General features: G+C 57.7%; 27 protein-coding genes. All 27 read right to left on the bottom strand.

Features of this window, described 5'->3' with window-relative positions; all coding sequences use genetic code 11:
• Nucleotides 1–55: 55 nt before the first annotated feature.
• On the bottom strand, nt 56–907 hold the full coding sequence (gene truA, locus AC2IAX_RS15960; RefSeq protein ID WP_494388341.1) for a tRNA pseudouridine(38-40) synthase TruA: 852 nt from the start codon (nt 905–907) through the stop codon (nt 56–58).
• A 35-nt stretch (nt 908–942) separates the two neighbouring features.
• The gene (gene rplQ / locus AC2IAX_RS15955) at nt 943–1,293 is read right to left on the bottom strand and encodes a 50S ribosomal protein L17 (protein WP_099534719.1); all 351 of its coding nucleotides are present in this window, start codon (nt 1,291–1,293) and stop codon (nt 943–945) included.
• Between the two features lie 81 nt (nt 1,294–1,374).
• Nucleotides 1,375–2,319, bottom strand: coding sequence for a DNA-directed RNA polymerase subunit alpha (locus AC2IAX_RS15950; RefSeq protein ID WP_099534718.1), 945 nt, complete (start codon nt 2,317–2,319; stop codon nt 1,375–1,377).
• A 151-nt stretch (nt 2,320–2,470) separates the two neighbouring features.
• Complete coding sequence (rpsK, locus tag AC2IAX_RS15945) at nt 2,471–2,866, bottom strand: 30S ribosomal protein S11 (RefSeq protein WP_099534717.1); 396 nt, start codon at nt 2,864–2,866, stop codon at nt 2,471–2,473.
• 51 nt (nt 2,867–2,917) lie between these two features.
• A complete protein-coding gene (gene rpsM / locus AC2IAX_RS15940; RefSeq protein ID WP_393010840.1) occupies nt 2,918–3,295 on the bottom strand; it encodes a 30S ribosomal protein S13 in 378 nt (125 codons plus the stop codon).
• Between the two features lie 76 nt (nt 3,296–3,371).
• The gene (gene rpmJ, locus AC2IAX_RS15935; protein ID WP_015186054.1) at nt 3,372–3,485 is read right to left on the bottom strand and encodes a 50S ribosomal protein L36; all 114 of its coding nucleotides are present in this window, start codon (nt 3,483–3,485) and stop codon (nt 3,372–3,374) included.
• A gap of 107 nt (nt 3,486–3,592) precedes the next feature.
• On the bottom strand, nt 3,593–3,829 hold the full coding sequence (gene infA, locus AC2IAX_RS15930) for a translation initiation factor IF-1 (RefSeq protein ID WP_099534715.1): 237 nt from the start codon (nt 3,827–3,829) through the stop codon (nt 3,593–3,595).
• Nucleotides 3,830–3,969: 140 nt separating this feature from the next.
• On the bottom strand, nt 3,970–4,548 hold the full coding sequence (locus AC2IAX_RS15925; RefSeq protein WP_494388340.1) for an adenylate kinase: 579 nt from the start codon (nt 4,546–4,548) through the stop codon (nt 3,970–3,972).
• On the bottom strand, nt 4,545–5,867 hold the full coding sequence (gene secY / locus AC2IAX_RS15920; RefSeq protein ID WP_190356079.1) for a preprotein translocase subunit SecY: 1,323 nt from the start codon (nt 5,865–5,867) through the stop codon (nt 4,545–4,547). The genes AC2IAX_RS15925 and secY overlap by 4 nt, the downstream gene beginning before the upstream one ends.
• A 51-nt stretch (nt 5,868–5,918) precedes the next feature.
• On the bottom strand, nt 5,919–6,362 hold the full coding sequence (rplO, locus tag AC2IAX_RS15915; RefSeq protein ID WP_190356080.1) for a 50S ribosomal protein L15: 444 nt from the start codon (nt 6,360–6,362) through the stop codon (nt 5,919–5,921).
• A gap of 27 nt (nt 6,363–6,389) precedes the next feature.
• Nucleotides 6,390–6,914: a 30S ribosomal protein S5 gene (rpsE, locus tag AC2IAX_RS15910; RefSeq protein WP_190356081.1), complete on the bottom strand. Its 525-nt coding sequence runs from the start codon at nt 6,912–6,914 to the stop codon at nt 6,390–6,392.
• A 23-nt stretch (nt 6,915–6,937) separates the two neighbouring features.
• Nucleotides 6,938–7,300 (bottom strand): 50S ribosomal protein L18, encoded by a 363-nt coding sequence (gene rplR, locus AC2IAX_RS15905; protein ID WP_494388339.1) that lies wholly within the window; start codon nt 7,298–7,300, stop codon nt 6,938–6,940.
• Nucleotides 7,300–7,839 carry a 50S ribosomal protein L6 gene (rplF, locus tag AC2IAX_RS15900; RefSeq protein WP_494388338.1) on the bottom strand — a complete coding sequence of 180 codons (540 nt, stop codon included), beginning with the start codon at nt 7,837–7,839 and terminating at the stop codon, nt 7,300–7,302. The genes rplR and rplF overlap by 1 nt, the downstream gene beginning before the upstream one ends.
• A 26-nt stretch (nt 7,840–7,865) precedes the next feature.
• Nucleotides 7,866–8,264 carry a 30S ribosomal protein S8 gene (gene rpsH, locus AC2IAX_RS15895; protein ID WP_099534708.1) on the bottom strand — a complete coding sequence of 133 codons (399 nt, stop codon included), beginning with the start codon at nt 8,262–8,264 and terminating at the stop codon, nt 7,866–7,868.
• An 18-nt stretch (nt 8,265–8,282) separates the two neighbouring features.
• Complete coding sequence (gene rplE / locus AC2IAX_RS15890) at nt 8,283–8,828, bottom strand: 50S ribosomal protein L5 (protein ID WP_099534749.1); 546 nt, start codon at nt 8,826–8,828, stop codon at nt 8,283–8,285.
• A 26-nt stretch (nt 8,829–8,854) separates the two neighbouring features.
• On the bottom strand, nt 8,855–9,223 hold the full coding sequence (rplX, locus tag AC2IAX_RS15885) for a 50S ribosomal protein L24 (RefSeq protein ID WP_099534707.1): 369 nt from the start codon (nt 9,221–9,223) through the stop codon (nt 8,855–8,857).
• A complete protein-coding gene (gene rplN, locus AC2IAX_RS15880) occupies nt 9,223–9,591 on the bottom strand; it encodes a 50S ribosomal protein L14 (protein WP_099534706.1) in 369 nt (122 codons plus the stop codon). The genes rplX and rplN overlap by 1 nt, the downstream gene beginning before the upstream one ends.
• Nucleotides 9,592–9,608: 17 nt before the next feature.
• Complete coding sequence (rpsQ, locus tag AC2IAX_RS15875; protein ID WP_099534705.1) at nt 9,609–9,857, bottom strand: 30S ribosomal protein S17; 249 nt, start codon at nt 9,855–9,857, stop codon at nt 9,609–9,611.
• Between the two features lie 18 nt (nt 9,858–9,875).
• The gene (rpmC, locus tag AC2IAX_RS15870; RefSeq protein WP_494388337.1) at nt 9,876–10,103 is read right to left on the bottom strand and encodes a 50S ribosomal protein L29; all 228 of its coding nucleotides are present in this window, start codon (nt 10,101–10,103) and stop codon (nt 9,876–9,878) included.
• 6 nt (nt 10,104–10,109) lie between these two features.
• Nucleotides 10,110–10,529 (bottom strand): 50S ribosomal protein L16, encoded by a 420-nt coding sequence (gene rplP / locus AC2IAX_RS15865; RefSeq protein ID WP_099534703.1) that lies wholly within the window; start codon nt 10,527–10,529, stop codon nt 10,110–10,112.
• A gap of 3 nt (nt 10,530–10,532) precedes the next feature.
• Complete coding sequence (gene rpsC, locus AC2IAX_RS15860; protein WP_099534702.1) at nt 10,533–11,264, bottom strand: 30S ribosomal protein S3; 732 nt, start codon at nt 11,262–11,264, stop codon at nt 10,533–10,535.
• A 21-nt stretch (nt 11,265–11,285) separates the two neighbouring features.
• The gene (gene rplV / locus AC2IAX_RS15855) at nt 11,286–11,642 is read right to left on the bottom strand and encodes a 50S ribosomal protein L22 (RefSeq protein ID WP_099534701.1); all 357 of its coding nucleotides are present in this window, start codon (nt 11,640–11,642) and stop codon (nt 11,286–11,288) included.
• A gap of 21 nt (nt 11,643–11,663) precedes the next feature.
• Entirely contained in the window at nt 11,664–11,942 is a 279-nt protein-coding gene (gene rpsS / locus AC2IAX_RS15850; RefSeq protein WP_099534700.1) for a 30S ribosomal protein S19, read from the bottom strand.
• 98 nt (nt 11,943–12,040) lie between these two features.
• Nucleotides 12,041–12,904 carry a 50S ribosomal protein L2 gene (rplB, locus tag AC2IAX_RS15845; protein WP_494388336.1) on the bottom strand — a complete coding sequence of 288 codons (864 nt, stop codon included), beginning with the start codon at nt 12,902–12,904 and terminating at the stop codon, nt 12,041–12,043.
• Between the two features lie 21 nt (nt 12,905–12,925).
• Nucleotides 12,926–13,252: a 50S ribosomal protein L23 gene (locus tag AC2IAX_RS15840; protein ID WP_494388335.1), complete on the bottom strand. Its 327-nt coding sequence runs from the start codon at nt 13,250–13,252 to the stop codon at nt 12,926–12,928.
• Nucleotides 13,245–13,880, bottom strand: coding sequence for a 50S ribosomal protein L4 (gene rplD, locus AC2IAX_RS15835; RefSeq protein WP_494388334.1), 636 nt, complete (start codon nt 13,878–13,880; stop codon nt 13,245–13,247). Before rplD ends, AC2IAX_RS15840 begins: the two co-directional genes overlap by 8 nt.
• 40 nt (nt 13,881–13,920) lie before the next feature.
• Nucleotides 13,921–14,565 (bottom strand): 50S ribosomal protein L3, encoded by a 645-nt coding sequence (gene rplC / locus AC2IAX_RS15830; protein ID WP_494388333.1) that lies wholly within the window; start codon nt 14,563–14,565, stop codon nt 13,921–13,923.
• Nucleotides 14,566–15,010 lie beyond the last annotated feature (445 nt).

Raw genomic sequence — 15,010 nt, 5'->3', positions numbered from 1 at the left:
TGAATCGGGGAAGTTATAACTAGGGCGATCGCGTAGTGCGTTAAGCCTAGAATCTTTATGTAACGGAAGGGCTGGAGGTTGCCGGGCCGTCCTGGGTCAGGTCAAACCAAGGCAGGGTGTTGGTGCGAGCAATCTCTGGCAGGGGCGAGTTGGGGTAGCCAATGCGCAGTAGGCACAATCCCATGGGTGGCGCGGCATATTTCACCAGGTCTCGGCGTTCACTCTGCCAAATTTGGGTGAACTCTTCGACACTGAGGCGATCGCGCCCCACCAACACCAACATCCCCGCCAGCAGCCGCATCATGCCGTACAAAAAGCCACTGGCTTGAACTTCAAGTTCCACAATCGGCCCGCGCCGCCGACACCAGGCTTCTTGAACATCCACCCAAGAATGGGGACGTTTTGATCCGGCACGGTGGAAGGCTGCCAAGTGATGCCGACCCACGAGGGGGGCGATCGCCGCCTGCATCTTTTCCACTTGAATTGGCTCGTAATAGTGCCAACTGAAGGGTTTCAGGTACAGATTCGGCTGTGGATCGGTGTAGAGAACATAGCGGTAACGCCGCCACGAGGCCGAGAACCGAGCGTGCCAGTTCCCCGGAACCGCACAGGAGGCCAGAATCAGAATATCATCTGGCAACCTTGTGTTGAGGACTTTCGCCCAACGGTGAGGGGGAATCGGGCTGGCCACATCAAAGTGGGCCACTTGGGCGGAGGCATGAACTCCGGTGTCGGTGCGTCCAGCACCATGGATGACCACGGGATGCCCCAGAATCTCGGCGATCGTGTCTTCGATCGTGGCTTGAACGCTGCGATCGCGGATCTGCCGCTGCCAACCACAGAACCCTGCTCCCAGGTACTGAATCACCAAAGCAATGCGTTGCTGATCGGCGGGACAGTCGGCCATGGTTGTTGCTCTACACCCCAGTGATTGGTCTCGGCCTAGACCAATTCCAAGATGGCCATTTCGGCATTGTCACCGCGCCGAGGCACGGTGCGCAAAATGCGGGTATAGCCACCATTGCGCTGGCCGTAGCGCTGGGGAGCCTGCTCAAACAGGGCATGAACCAAGTCAGCATCATACAGATAGCCCAAAGCCCGACGACGGGAAGCCAAGGAACCATCCTTGGCCAAGGTAATCATGCGATCAACCTCGGCGCGAACGGCCCGGGCCCGGGCTTTGGTGGTGGTGATTTGACCATTGCGGATGGTTTCCGTGGCCAGGGCCCGCAGCAGGGCGCGACGCTGGTCAGCGGGCTTACCAAGTTTAGGAACGCGACGACCGTGACGCATAGCTCCGATCTCTACTCAACTGATTAGTAACTAGGGGGGTCGGATCTAGAACGGGCTAGAGCCGGGGGTGAATGGTGGCCGTTAGGCTTTGGCCACTTTCTCTTGCGGCAGGGTGATGCCCAAACGCCGCTGCAACGCTTCGATCACTTCTTCAGCCGACTTGGCTCCGAAGTTCTTGATCTCCAGCAAATCTTCTTGGGTGAATTCCAGAAGATCGGCCACGGTGTTGATTTGCGCCCGCTTCAGGCAGTTGTAGGCGCGCACCGACAGTTGCAATTCCTCGATCGGGATTTGGCTGCTGGGGTCTTGGGATTCTGGGCGATCGCTCTTGGTGGCTTCGATGGTGAAGTCCTTGAGCGGGTTGAACAGATCCACCAGCAGCGTGGCAGCCTGACTGAGTGCCTGTTGGGGGGTGATGCTGCCGTTCGTCCAAATTTCCAGAACCAGGCGATCCTTCTCCAGCGATTCGCCCACCCGGGCATCCTCAACGGTGTAGTTCACCTTGCGGACGGGCATAAACATCGAGTCGATCTGCAAAAAGTCGATCGCCGATGCATCATCACGACCCCGATCGATCGCCCGATAGCCCACTCCACGTTCCACTCGGAACTCCATTTCCAACGTGGCCCCTTCGGCCAAGGTGGCAATGTACTGGGTTGGGTCAACCACTTCCACTTCTGAAGGCAAATCGAACAGGTCTGCCGTGACCACCCGCGGCCCCTTAGCCAACAGGCGACCAATTTGCGGCTGATCCGTGTGGCTGCGCAGCACCAATTCCTTCATGTTCAGCAGGATGTCCAACACATCCTCCCGCACACCGGGAACCGTCGCGAACTCGTGGTTCACGCCCGCAATCCGGACGGCCGTCACTGCGGAACCCACGAGGTTCGACAGCAGTACCCGACGCAAAGCGTTCCCCACCGTTGTGCCCTGCCCGCGTTCGAGGGGGGACAGCACCAAACGGCTGTAGAGATTGCGATTGCTTTCCGTGCTCGATTCAACACACTCGATCTGAAATTGCGACACGCTTTGTGCCTCCCAACCGGCCTAGTCGATCCATATGCGGCAGTGAAGCCGCCCCGTAACAGAAAAAAATTCGCGGTGACCAAGGGTTACCGCTGGCTTGCAGGATGCGATCGCAGCGCCCGTGAGTTGGCGCGGGTCGATCGCAAGGGGATTAGACCCGACGACGCTTCGGCGGCCGGCAACCATTGTGCGGAATCGGCGTAACATCGCGAATCAGCGTGATTTCCAGACCCGACGCTTGCAGGGCCCGAATGGCTGTTTCCCGACCCGAACCGGGGCCGCTCACCATCACTTCCACCTGACGCATCCCCTGCTCAGAGGCGCGACGGGCAGCAGCTTCGGCAGCAGTTTGGGCGGCGAAGGGCGTACCCTTCTTGGCTCCTTTGAAGCCGCTAGAACCAGCCGAGGCCCAGGAGATTGCATCACCCTTGAGGTCGGTGATCGTCACGATCGTGTTGTTGAAGGTCGATTGAATGTGGGCGACACCACTGGGGACGTTGCGCTTTTGCTTACGCGGGCCAGAGCGCTTGTTGGGTTGCTTTGCCATAGCTGTTGAACAGAACTAAAACGTTCGTAGAAAGGGGACAGAACCAGTCGATTACTTGCGGGGAGCCTTCTTCTTCCCAGCCACCGTGCGACGACCACCACGGCGAGTCCGGGCATTGGTGCGCGTCCGTTGACCCCGCACCGGCAAGCCTGCCCGGTGACGACGACCCCGATAGCAACCGATGTCCATCAGGCGCTTGATGTTCATGGCCTCAAAGCGGCGCAGATCACCTTCCACCTGGTAATTATCCAGCTCGGCCCGCAGAGCCGAGATATCTGCATCGCCGAGGTCTTTGACGCGCGTATCCGGATTCACACCCGTTGCGGCCAAAATCTTCTTCGACAGGGTTAGACCAATGCCGTAAATATAGGTCAACCCAATTTCAATGCGCTTATCGCGCGGTAAATCTACACCGGAAATACGTGCCACGTTGGTTCTCCCTAACGTTTTAATGCTCTGTCTTTAGATGGGTGCCAGGCAAACACAACCACCCTAACGCTGTCTTTTACCCTTGGCGTTGTTTGTGTTTGGGGTTTTGGCAAATGACCATGACGCGACCGCGACGACGAATCACGCGGCACTTTTCGCACATTTTGCGGACGGAGGCTCGGACTTTCATGATGGTTAAAATCTCCAAACTTGGAATTTTAGAGAAAAATGAGTACCGGATCAACCTATCGGGGCAAGTCTCTGGCTAGACCAGCGATCGGGTGGTTATTTTGGGGGTTATTTTTTGCCACCCGTGTTCTTTAAACGGTAGGTGATGCGCCCTTTGGTCAGGTCGTAGGGGGTCAGCTCAACCTTGACGCGATCGCCCGGCAGAATCTTGATGTAGTTACGGCGAATCTTGCCAGAAATATGTGCTAGGACGTTGAAACCATTATCGAGATCCACCCGGAACATTGCGTTCGGGAGTGATTCGGTTACGGTTCCCTCCATTTCGATCAGATCTTGCTTGGACAAGGATCAGCTCTCCTGTATGAACGTCGAGTTGGTTGACAATCAGTGAACTTGCTGTTAAGCGCTATCTCACTGCCAAACTAGCACAATGGGCGATCGGGTCTGGGGTTCTGGTTCAGTTCACGGTTTCAGTTAACCGTGAACTAGGCTGCTGGGGCGATCGCCTGTTTCAGGTCACGCGTCACATCGCTGAGGGACTGATCGCCATTCACCTCCGCCAATAGGTTTGCCTGCTGGGCCCTGTAGAACTTCAGCAGCGGCTCCGTCGTTTGGTGAAAAATCGCTAGGCGATGCTCAATAGTCGCCAAATTGTCATCCGAGCGACCTTCCGCCGTGCCTCGACTCAGGAGACGGGCTTTGAGTACATCATCGGCCACCACCAAATTCAGCACTCGATCGCAAGCCTGACCCGTTGCCGCCAGCATGTCATTGAGTTTTTCGGCCTGGGCCACATTGCGCGGGAAGCCGTCCAGGATCCAGCCCTGTTGAGCATCAGGTTCCGCGAGTCGGTCTTTGATGATCCCAATGATCAATTCATCAGGCACCAATTCACCGCGATCCATAAAGGACTTCGCCGCCTGTCCCAAGGAAGTGCCCTGGGCAACCGCCGCCCGCAAGATATCACCCGTGGAAATATGGGGAATGCCATATTCATCAGACAAAATCTTGGCCTGTGTCCCCTTGCCTGCACCCGGTGGGCCGAAAAAAATCAATCGCGTCACTGCTTCACCATTCCTTCGTAGCGCTGTGAAATTACGTAGGTTTGGATTTGCTTCGCCGTTTCGATCGCGACCCCAACCAAAATCAGAAACGACGTTGCTCCCAGCCCTTGGAACGTCCGCACATTGGTGGCACTTTCCACGGCCGTGGGCACAATGGCCACCAAGCCCAGGAAAATTGCCCCCAAGAAGGTCAGCCGATTCAAAATCTGCTGCACCCGCTTGCTCGTGGCTTGGCCTGGACGCACCCCGGGAATACTCGCTCCCATCTTCTTCAGGTTCTGAGCCATATCCACCGGGTTCACCACCAGCGACGAATAGAAATAGCTAAAGAACAGAATCAGTGCCAGGTAAACCAACACATACAGCCAGGGTGTGGGGCCCGTCGGACTCAGATAGGTAGCCACCCGAGCTAAGGCCTCATTGTTGGTGAATTGGGCCAGCGAAGCCGGAACTACCAACACCGCCGTCGAGAAGATGATGGGCATCACCCCCCCTTGGTTGAGGCGCAAGGGCAAGTAGCTGCTGCGCTCCTGATACTGGCGGCGACCCACCTGGCGGCGGGCCATCACGATCGGGATGCGGCGGGCCCCTTCCTGAACAAACACAATGCCGACAATGGTGGCCATAAATGCCAACATCAACAGCACAATGCCGCCAATGGTCGATCGATCACCACTCTGAGCCAGCTCCAACGTTTGACCCACCGACTTCGGAAAGGTCGAAACAATGTTCACGAAAATCAGCAACGAGGCACCATTGCCAACGCCACGTTCCGTGATCAGTTCGCCAATCCACATCACAAACATCGAACCAGCCGTCAGGGCCAGCGCCGTCTTCACCACAAACAGGCCCGCTGGCTCCGTCGTGGCCCCCAACGCCGACACCCAGAGACCGATCCCCACACTTTGGATCACGGCCCAAGCAACGGACACATAGCGGGTGATTTGGGCAATCTTGCGACGGCCCGCCTCCCCTTCGTTCTTCTGGAGGTCTTCCAGAGAAGGCAGCGCCGCCGTCAGCAATTGAATGATGATGGATGCGTTGATGTAGGGCAGAATTCCCAACGCAAAGATCCCCAGCAGCGACAGACCGCCCCCGGAGAAGATATCTAAGAAGCCAACCAACCCACCTAGACCGCTGTTTTGGATCGCGTTGCCAAAGGCTGCACGATCAATTCCCGGTACCGGCAAAAAGATCCCAAGGCGCACCAGCACTAGCAGGCCGACGGTCACCAGCAACCGCCCCCGCAGGCCAGCCGCCTGGGCCATTTGCATGAAGGTTTCTTGGGCTGTTGGCGCTTTATCTCGACTGACGACCATGGTTGGTACACCTCAGGCAAATTTCAGCAACCGGATTTCCCAACTTCAATCTTAGACAACCGTGCAAGTTCCGCCGGCTGCTTCGATCTTTTCCTTGGCGCTAGCCGTGAAGCGAGCGGCTTCCACCGTCAGCTTCACCGACAGGTCACCATCGCCCAGCAACTTCAGCGGGCCATCGTTGGTGGTGACAATTCCGGCTTCCATCAACGAGGCCAAGTTGACGGTCGAGCCGGCCGCCAGGCCAGCCAGACTGCCGACGTTGACCACGGTGTAGGCTTGGCGGTTGATCACCGTGAAGTGCTTCAGCTTCGGCACCCGGCGATAGAGGGGCATTTGACCCCCTTCAAAACCGGGGCGGGTGCTGCGACCGGAGCGCGACTTTTGACCGCGCATCCCGAAGCCACCGCTCGCGCCTTGACCGGCAGCAATGCCCCGACCGACGCGACGACCGCGCTTTTTGGAGCCTTTTTTAGGCTGTGCATCCGTGATTTTCATGGATTTGGTCTCCGTCGATGACCGGAACTACTTGTACAGGTGCTCGAGGGTCACACCCCGGTCTTCGGCCACTTCTGCGAAAGTCCGCAGGGAAGACAGGGCATCCAAAGCAGCACGGGCGTTGTTCAAGGGGTTGTCGGAACCCAGTTGCTTGGCAAGGATGTTTTTCACCCCAGCCAATTCCAACACGGTGCGGACAGCACCCCCAGCGATTACCCCGGTACCGGGAGCAGCGGGGCGCATCATCACTTTGGAGCTACCACCACCGACACCGTTGGTGGGGTGGGGAATCGTGTCGCCCTTGATCAGGGGCACATCAACCAGGTGCTTTTTGCCATCGGCTACGCCTTTTTTGACGGCTCCGATCACATCAGCGGCTTTGCCGACCCCAACGCCCACTTGACCGCGTTCGTTACCGATCACGACCACGGCGCGGAAGCTGAGCTTTTTACCGCCCTTGACCACCTTGGTGACGCGGCGGATTTGGACGACGCGCTCTTGCCATTCGGACTCTTTCTCGCGGGTGCGATTGCCTTTACGACGAGTTGCCATAGTGAATACTCCTGAGTTCTCGCCTAGAAGTTCAGTCCGGCTTCGCGCGCCGCGTCGGCCAAAGCCTTGACACGACCGTGGTAAAGATTACCGCCGCGATCGAACACAACTTGGGTAACGCCCTTGGCTTGGGCACGTTCAGCCAGCAGCTTACCCACCGCTGCGGCTGCATCACAATCGCGGCTGCTTTCAAGCTGCGATTTGACATCGGGTTCCAGGGTCGAGGCGGCCACCAACGTGTGATGTTGGGTGTCGTCGATCACCTGGGCATAAATGTGTTGGTGCGAGCGGAACACGCACAGGCGAGGCCGATCGGGCGTTCCCGAAACTTTGCGGCGCACCCGCCCGTGGCGACGGTGCACCATATCCTTGCGAGTGGCTTTCATTATTTCTTACCTGTCTTACCTGCCTTGCGGCGAACGACTTCACCTTGGTAGCGAATCCCTTTGCCCTTGTAGGGTTCCGGTTTGCGCACAGCACGGACACGGGCGGCGGTGTTACCCACCAATTCCTTGTCAATGCCGCTGACAATCACGTTGGTGTTGTTTTCTACCGCAAACTGAATCCCGTCGGGGGCGGGAATATTCACCGGGTGGCTGTAGCCCATGCTCAGGTTGAGCGTGGTGCCTTGGACAGCGGCCCGATAACCGACCCCTTGGATTTCCAGACGACGCTGGAAGCCTTGGGACACCCCTTCGACCATGTTGGCCAACAGGGTGCGGCAGAGACCATGGCGCTGACGGGCGGGACGCGATTCATCCCGGCGCGTCACGAACAGTTGATCGGCTTCTTGGGAGAAGAGAATTTCAGGGGGGAAGGTGCGGGTCAGCTCGCCTTTGGAGCCTTTGACCGAGACGGTTTGGCCGTCGATCGTCACCGTCACCCCTTTGGGAATGGGAATGGGACGCTTGCCAATGCGGGACACGATTGAGAACTCCTTCGTCGTAGGGATTACCAGACGTAGCAGAGGACTTCGCCACCGATGCCCTGCTGACGCGCGTCGCGATCGGTCATGATGCCTCGAGAGGTCGAGACGATCGCGATGCCAATACCGCCTAGGACGCGGGGCAAATCGCGGCGATTGGAATAGACACGGAGACCCGGCTTGCTCACGCGCTTCAGGTTCGAGATGATCGGACGGCGCTGTTTACCCTTGTATTTCAAAGAGATCACGAGCGTCTTCTTCACGCCTTCCCCGGTTTCTTCCACTTCGGCGACGAAGCCTTCAGACTTGAGCACCTCGGCGATGCTGCGGGTCATCTTGGTGGCCGGAACTTCCGTTTTTTGGTGACGCGCCAAGCAGGCGTTTCGAATGCGCGTCAGCATATCTGCGATGGGATCGTTAACCATAGTTCGCTCCTTGCAACGCTACTTGTCCCGGAACGGCATGCCCATTTCCTTGAGCAGCGCGCGGCCTTCTTCGTCGGTGGTGGCGGTGGTCGTAATGCAAATGTCCATCCCACGGATTTGGTCGATGCTGTCGTAGCTGATTTCAGGGAAAATCAGCTGCTCCCGCAGACCTAGGGAATAGTTGCCACGACCATCGAAGCTGTTGGGGCTGACACCACGAAAGTCCCGGATTCGGGGTAGGGACAATCGCACAAGGCGATCGAGGAAGTCATACATCTTGTCTGAGCGCAGAGTCACCATCATGCCCACGGGCATCCCTTGGCGCAGCTTGAACCCGGCGATCGCCTTTTTGGCGCGGGTCACGACGGGGCGCTGACCGGTGATGGTGGCCAATTCCACTAGAGAAGACTCCAGGGCCTTGGCATTCTGCGACGCTTCGCCCAAACCACGGTTCACCGTGATCTTCACCACTTTGGGCACCTGGTGAATGTTCTCGTACCGGAACTGTTCCATCAGTTTCGGCACGATTGTTTCCTTGTAAATGGTTTTCAGTCGTGCTGGCATGGCTGTTTCAGCGATCGGGCGCAACGTTAGTCGATGATTTCGCCAGTTTTAATCAGCTTGCGCACCTTCTTGCCTTGGTCGGTGAAGGTGTAGCAAACGCGGCTGGCGACCTTTTCTTTCTCGGAATAGTGCAGGACGTTCGAGCTGTGGATCGGGAACTCGCGCACCTCGACTTTGCCCGATTCGCCTTCCTGGGTTGGCTTGGTGTGCTTGGTCTTTTGGTTCACCCCTTCCACGATCACTTGGCTCGTTTTGGGGAAGACGCGCACAATCTTGCCAACTTTTCCCTTGTCACGACCGGAGATCACCTGAACGGTGTCACCCGCTTTGACATGCATTTTGAAGCGCACGGCTTTGCCGTTTGCATTCACTTGAATCTTGCCGGGCTTGGCCATTACAGCACCTCCGGAGCCAGCGAAACGATCTTCAGGTAGTTCTTGTCACGCAGCTCACGAGCCACGGGGCCAAAAACGCGCGTCCCACGGGGGTTGCCATCCTTGTTGACGATCACGGCGGCGTTGTCGTCGAAGCGAATGCACATGCCGCTATCGCGTCGGATGGTTTTCCGAGTGCGAACGATCACGGCTCGCACCACGTCGGACTTTTTCACTGCCATATTCGGAATGGCATCTTTGACGACGGCGATGATTTCATCACCGACATGGCCGTAGCGACGGTTGCCACCGCCCAGGACGCGAATACACATCAGCTTTTTCGCGCCGCTGTTGTCCGCTACGTTCAGATAGGTTTGCTGTTGAATCATGGGCGATCGAGCCTCCCTTACCGGGTCGCGCTTTCGAGAACTTCAACGACCGTCCAGCGCTTGGTTTTGCTCAGGGGGCGAGTTTCGCGGATGCGAACCCGATCGCCTTCCTTGCACTGGTTGTCTTCATCGTGGGCCTTAAAGCGGCGCGTGCGAACCACAATCTTGCCGTACTTGGAGTGGGCCGAGCGGTTTTCCACCGACACCACCACCGTTTTCTGCATCTTGTCGCTCACAACAACGCCAACACGTTCTTTGGCAGCCATAGGGGGTTAACTCCAGAACTACGCTTGGGTTGCTGCTTCGGATGCAGCCGAGAGCTTACGCTCATGCTCCACCGTGAGCAGTTGCGCCAACTCATGCTTTGCATGTTTGATTTCGTGCGATTTCACCTCTTGGCGAATCGCCTTCTTCATCCGGAATTGGAACAGTTGGCGCTTGAGTTCCAAAATGCGATCGCCCAGTTCGGTGTCACTAAGGGCGCGCGCGTCAGCAATCTTCGGGAGAGCCATAGGGCATTACGACTGGATGTCTTCGCGAACAATAAACTTGGTCTTCACGGGCATCTTGAACGCGGCCAGGCGCATTGCTTCGCGAGCCGTCTCTTCAGCAACACCCTTGATTTCGTACAGGATCCGACCGGGCTTGATCACGGCCACCCAGAACTCCGGTGCCCCCTTACCGGAACCCATCCGGGTTTCTGCGGGGCGCATGGTCACGGGCTTGTCCGGGAAGACGCGGATCCAGATTTTGCCACCCCGGCGGATGTAGCGGGTCATGGCCCGACGACCGGCTTCGATTTGGCGAGCCGTAATCCAGCCGCATTCCAGCGATTGCAGGGCAAAATCCCCAAAATTCAGCGAACTGCCCCGAGTGGCGAGGCCCCGCATCCGGCCGCGTTGTTGCTTGCGGAATTTTGTTCTTCTTGGACTGAGCATGGATTATTCCTCGTTCGAGCGGTCTTCAAACTGCTGACGACGACGGGGCTGGCGACGACGCGGCGCAGGCTGATTCGCCGGGGCCACTTCCTCTTGTCCAGGAATGATCTCGCCCTTGAACACCCACACCTTGATCCCCAACACCCCATAGATGGTGCTGGCGGTGCGATAGCTGTAGTCGATGTCCGCCCGCAGGGTATGCAGGGGCACGCGACCTTCCCGCGTCCATTCCGATCGGGCAATTTCTGCACCGTTCAAACGACCGCCGACTTGGATTTTGATCCCTTCGATACCAGCGCGCTGGGCCCGTTGGATCGCCTGGCGGACAACCCGCCGGAACGACACCCGCCGCTCCAGTTGCTGAGCGATGTACTCGGCAATCAAGGTGGCATCGGCATCGACGCGGGCCACTTCGATCACGTTGATCCGAATCTGGCGATCGCGGCTACCCAGCAGGTTTTGCAGACCGACTCGCAGGGTTTCAATCCCGCTGCCGCCCCGGCCCACGACCACACCCGGACGAGCGGTGTGAACTTCGAGATCGATTTGGTCAGCCTTGCGCTCAATCCGTACCTTGGCAATGCCGGCATTGTTCAGGTTCTTCTCAACGTATTGCCGGATTTTGTGGTCTTCCTGCAACAGGCTGGAATAACGCGACGGATCTGCAAACCAGCGCGAGCGGTGCTCTTGGGTAATGCCGAGTCGCAGGCCGACGGGGTGAATTTTCTGTCCCATGGTTTCCTCGTCTCCTTATGCTTAGGCTTCTGCCGCCGGAGCAACCGCCACGGTGATGTGGCAGGTGGGCTTGCGGATTTGGTAGGCGCGACCTTGGGCGCGAGGGCGGAATCGCTTCAGGGTGGGGCCCTGATCAGCGAAGGCCGTGCTCACTACCAAGGAGGTAGCATCGAAACCGTTGTTGTTTTCTGCATTGGCAGCAGCCGATCGCAGCAACTTGCGAACGATTTCGCAGGCGCGATAGGGCATAAATTGCAGAATAATCAGCGCTTCGGCGTAGCTGCGACCACGGATTTGGTCGAGGACGCGGCGAACTTTGCGGGGGGACATCCGCACGAAGCGCACGCTTGCTTTGACTTCGTTGGGACTAAGTGCCATATCTGAGCGATCCTCCGGGGGTTACTTGCGTCCTTTCTTGTCGCCCTTGGTGTGGCCTTTGAAGGTGCGCGTGGGAGCAAATTCCCCCAGCTTGTGGCCCACCATTTGCTCGTTGACGTACACGGGGACGTGTTGCCGGCCGTTGTGGACGGCGATCGTGTGACCCACCATTTGCGGCAGGATCGTGGAAGCCCGTGACCAGGTTTTGATCACTTGCTTTTCGCCCTTGACGTTCAGCGCTTCTACTTTTTTGAGCAGCTTGTCAGCAACGAAGGGACCTTTTTTCAGAGAACGAGACATACGCTTTAGGAACTCTTAGGGATTCGCGATCTCAAGCAGCGATCGCCCAGGGCTGGAGGGTTAAACCAACGGGCGGGCGATCGCCACACTGAAAAAACCTATGCGTTGCGACCGCCGCGACCGCGCTTGGACGACTTACGACGACGACGCACAATGAGTTTGGTGCTGGCTTTCCGCTTGTCGCGGGTTTTGCGACCCAAAGCGGGTTTACCCCAAGGGGTGACCGGGCCAGAACGCCCAATGGGCGCACGACCTTCACCACCACCGTGGGGGTGATCCACCGGGTTCATGACGCTACCGCGCACTTCCGGACGGCGACCCAACCAACGCTTGCGGCCGGCTTTACCCAGGCTCAGGTTGCGGTGTTCGGAGTTGCCGACGCTGCCGATGGTGGCCATGCACTCTTTACGGACTTTGCGCACTTCCGTGGAAGGCAGCTTCAAGGTGACGTAGTTGCCTTCTTTGGCGACCACTTCAGCACCGGAACCCGCAGAACGGGCCATTTGCGCACCGCGACCCGCCACCAACTCAATGTTGTGGACGGTCGTACCCAAGGGCATGTTGGCCAAGGGCAGGGCATTACCCACTTCGATCGGGGAATCGGGACCCGCCACGATCGTTTGGCCCACTTGCAGACCAACGGGGGTGATGATGTAGCGCTTTTCGCCGTCTTCGTATTGCACCAACGAAATGCGCGCATTCCGGTTGGGGTCATACTCGATCGACAGCACTTCAGCGGTCATGCCCAGCTTGTCGCGCTTGAAGTCGATCTTCCGGTACAGACGCTTGTGGCCACCGCCCCGGTGACGACAGGTGATCCGGCCCAGGTTGTTGCGACCCTTGCGGCGGTGCTTGTAAGAAGTCAGGGACTTTTCGGGTTCGCTGCGGGTGATTTCCGCAAAGTCAGCCACACTGGCTTGACGAACCCCGGGGGTATAAGGACGGAAGGTACGAATTGGCATCGTCTTAAAACTCCTTCAGCGCTAGACTTCGGGGAACAGTTGAATCGAACTGCCTTCGGCCAGCGTGACGATCGCCCGCTTCACCTGAGGACGGTAACCCGACAGCCGACCCATTTTGCGGGTCTTGCGCGGCGGGTTGTAGGTGTTGACCTTCTGGACTTTCACCTCAAACAGACCCTCGATCGCTGCCTTGATGTCCAGCTTGTTGGCGCGGGGATCCACGTCAAACACGTACTGGTTGTTTTCCAGCAAAATCGTGGCCTTTTCGGTGATGATCGGCCGGCGAACCACATCCGCCAACGTGCGATCGTCCAAGCGCGTTTTGTACTTAGGAGTGCGCTTAATCATCGCCGTAAACCTCCTTGATCTTCTCCAGCGCGTCCGCCGTCACCACCACCTTGTCGGCATTCAGCAGGTCGAACACATTCAGGTTCGTTGCCAAAATCAACCGCAGGCTTTGGACGTTCCGGGCCGACAGCCAAACATTTTCATCTTGGTCAGCCACAATCAACAGCACCTTCTGGCTCGCATCCACATCCCAACGGGCGAGAGCGGCCAACAGGTCTTTAGTCTTGGGCTGGCTGAGTTGGCTGGCAAAGTTTTCCACCACCACCAAATCATCCAAGCGACCTTGGAACGCCGTGCGCAGGGCCAGGCGGCGCTCCTTCCGGTTCATCTTTTGCGAGTAGTCGCGGGGCTTGGGGCCAAAGATCACACCACCACCACGCCACAGGGGAGAGCGGTTCGAGCCAGCACGGGCACGACCGGTTCCCTTTTGCCGCCAGGGCTTGCGACCACCACCGCGCACTTCCGAACGGGTCTTGGTGCTGACAGTACCTTGGCGAGCGTTCGCCAATTGACGCACCAAAGCCCGGTGCACAATGTGCTGGGCATTTTCTTCACGGGCGACGCGCAAGTCTAGCTCGGTCTTGCCGGCTTCCTTACCGTCCCAATCTTTCACAATGCAGTTGACCATTGCTGTGCTCCACGTTCGACGGACTTACGGGCGATCGCGCTTACTTTTGACGACCCACCAGGTTGGACGGTGCAATGCTGACCAGCGTCCCCGGTTTGCCCGGAACCGCACCCTTGATCAACACGATGTTGCGATCGGGGTCGATCCGCACAACCGTCAGCTTCTTGACCGTCACACGCTCATTGCCCATCCGGCCAGCCATGCGCTTACCGGGATAGACACGACCGGGGGTCGTACCCGCACCCGTCGAACCGGGCAGACGGTGGTTTTTGGAACCGTGAGACATCGGCCCGCGACCGAAGTTGTGGCGCTTTTGGTAACCCGCAAAACCGCGACCAATGCTGTTCCCCGTCACGTCAACGATTTGACCGACTTCGATGCAGCGATCGGCGCGAATTTCTTCACCAAGGGCAAAACCAGCCACATCCGCCAAGCGGTATTCCCGCAGGTGACGCAGGGGCTTCGCATTGGCCTTGCTCAGGTGGCCAATTTCCGGCTTGCTGAGGGCCTTTTCTTTGACTTCTTGAAAACCCAACTGAACGGCCGTGTAGCCATCAGTCTCTTTGGTTTTGATTTGCGTAACGGTACAGGGGCCCGCTTGGATGACCGTTACCGGGATGGCCCGGCCCGTTTCATCGAAGACTTGGGTCATGCCCAGCTTCGTACCTAGAATGCCAAGAGACATGGCGTTCTCCTTAGACTAGGGATGGTTAGGAGAGTCCTCCCCTCTAGCGTCAACCAGCCGCAACAAGAGCGCTTCTAGCACGTAAGGGCCAGAAGCACTTTCCCGACGGACTTTGAGTTTTGGGCACTCTGATTGACGTAGACTGACCGCTTATCTGCGCTGAGGAATCCTTGAGATTTTCAGTGCTCGGATGTCAGTCAACCGAGGGAAGATTTTGCGCTGGAGCGGTTTGCATCGTTGCAGCGCGTTTGCTTGCTAGGACTTAAGCAGCGATCTGCTCAGTATCCGGTTCAGCAAAAGTTGCCTGGAAAATTTGCCAGCTCGGCAAAGGTTGTGGTTTTAAGGTTGCGTAGCGCAGGAAACCACAATTTTGGCAACGGTTCAATATTATAGGGGTGTGGCAGGCTTTTGTCTAGCAATTGATGATTTTGCTACAAAACATGGG

Source organism: Limnothrix sp. HT2024 (assembly GCF_059138625.1).
Note: the sequence above shows the minus strand (reverse complement) of the source record. Positions and strands in the feature narration are given on the sequence as shown.

Bases quoted from the DNA above. Each gene is read 5' to 3' on its own strand.
- rplN (WP_099534706.1), bottom strand. From the start codon at position 9,591: ATGATTCAACAGCAAACCTATCTGAACGTAGCGGACAACAGCGGCGCG.
- truA (WP_494388341.1), bottom strand. From the start codon at position 907: ATGGCCGACTGTCCCGCCGATCAGCAACGCATTGCTTTGGTGATTCAG.
- rpsQ (WP_099534705.1), bottom strand. From the start codon at position 9,857: ATGGCTGCCAAAGAACGTGTTGGCGTTGTTGTGAGCGACAAGATGCAG.
- rpsE (WP_190356081.1), bottom strand. From the start codon at position 6,914: ATGGCAACTCGTCGTAAAGGCAATCGCACCCGCGAGAAAGAGTCCGAA.
- AC2IAX_RS15840 (WP_494388335.1), bottom strand. From the start codon at position 13,252: ATGATTAAGCGCACTCCTAAGTACAAAACGCGCTTGGACGATCGCACG.
- secY (WP_190356079.1), bottom strand. From the start codon at position 5,867: ATGGTCGTCAGTCGAGATAAAGCGCCAACAGCCCAAGAAACCTTCATG.
- rplQ (WP_099534719.1), bottom strand. From the start codon at position 1,293: ATGCGTCACGGTCGTCGCGTTCCTAAACTTGGTAAGCCCGCTGACCAG.
- rplC (WP_494388333.1), bottom strand. From the start codon at position 14,565: ATGTCTCTTGGCATTCTAGGTACGAAGCTGGGCATGACCCAAGTCTTC.
- rpmC (WP_494388337.1), bottom strand. From the start codon at position 10,103: ATGGCTCTCCCGAAGATTGCTGACGCGCGCGCCCTTAGTGACACCGAA.
- rpsK (WP_099534717.1), bottom strand. From the start codon at position 2,866: ATGGCAAAGCAACCCAACAAGCGCTCTGGCCCGCGTAAGCAAAAGCGC.
- rpsH (WP_099534708.1), bottom strand. From the start codon at position 8,264: ATGGTTAACGATCCCATCGCAGATATGCTGACGCGCATTCGAAACGCC.
- rpmJ (WP_015186054.1), bottom strand. From the start codon at position 3,485: ATGAAAGTCCGAGCCTCCGTCCGCAAAATGTGCGAAAAGTGCCGCGTG.
- rplO (WP_190356080.1), bottom strand. From the start codon at position 6,362: ATGAAAATCACGGATGCACAGCCTAAAAAAGGCTCCAAAAAGCGCGGT.
- rpsS (WP_099534700.1), bottom strand. From the start codon at position 11,942: ATGTCTCGTTCTCTGAAAAAAGGTCCCTTCGTTGCTGACAAGCTGCTC.
- rplP (WP_099534703.1), bottom strand. From the start codon at position 10,529: ATGCTCAGTCCAAGAAGAACAAAATTCCGCAAGCAACAACGCGGCCGG.
- rpsC (WP_099534702.1), bottom strand. From the start codon at position 11,264: ATGGGACAGAAAATTCACCCCGTCGGCCTGCGACTCGGCATTACCCAA.
- rplV (WP_099534701.1), bottom strand. From the start codon at position 11,642: ATGGCACTTAGTCCCAACGAAGTCAAAGCAAGCGTGCGCTTCGTGCGG.
- rplD (WP_494388334.1), bottom strand. From the start codon at position 13,880: ATGGTCAACTGCATTGTGAAAGATTGGGACGGTAAGGAAGCCGGCAAG.
- rplE (WP_099534749.1), bottom strand. From the start codon at position 8,828: ATGCCAGCACGACTGAAAACCATTTACAAGGAAACAATCGTGCCGAAA.
- rplB (WP_494388336.1), bottom strand. From the start codon at position 12,904: ATGCCAATTCGTACCTTCCGTCCTTATACCCCCGGGGTTCGTCAAGCC.
- rplR (WP_494388339.1), bottom strand. From the start codon at position 7,300: ATGAAAGCCACTCGCAAGGATATGGTGCACCGTCGCCACGGGCGGGTG.
- rplX (WP_099534707.1), bottom strand. From the start codon at position 9,223: ATGGCCAAGCCCGGCAAGATTCAAGTGAATGCAAACGGCAAAGCCGTG.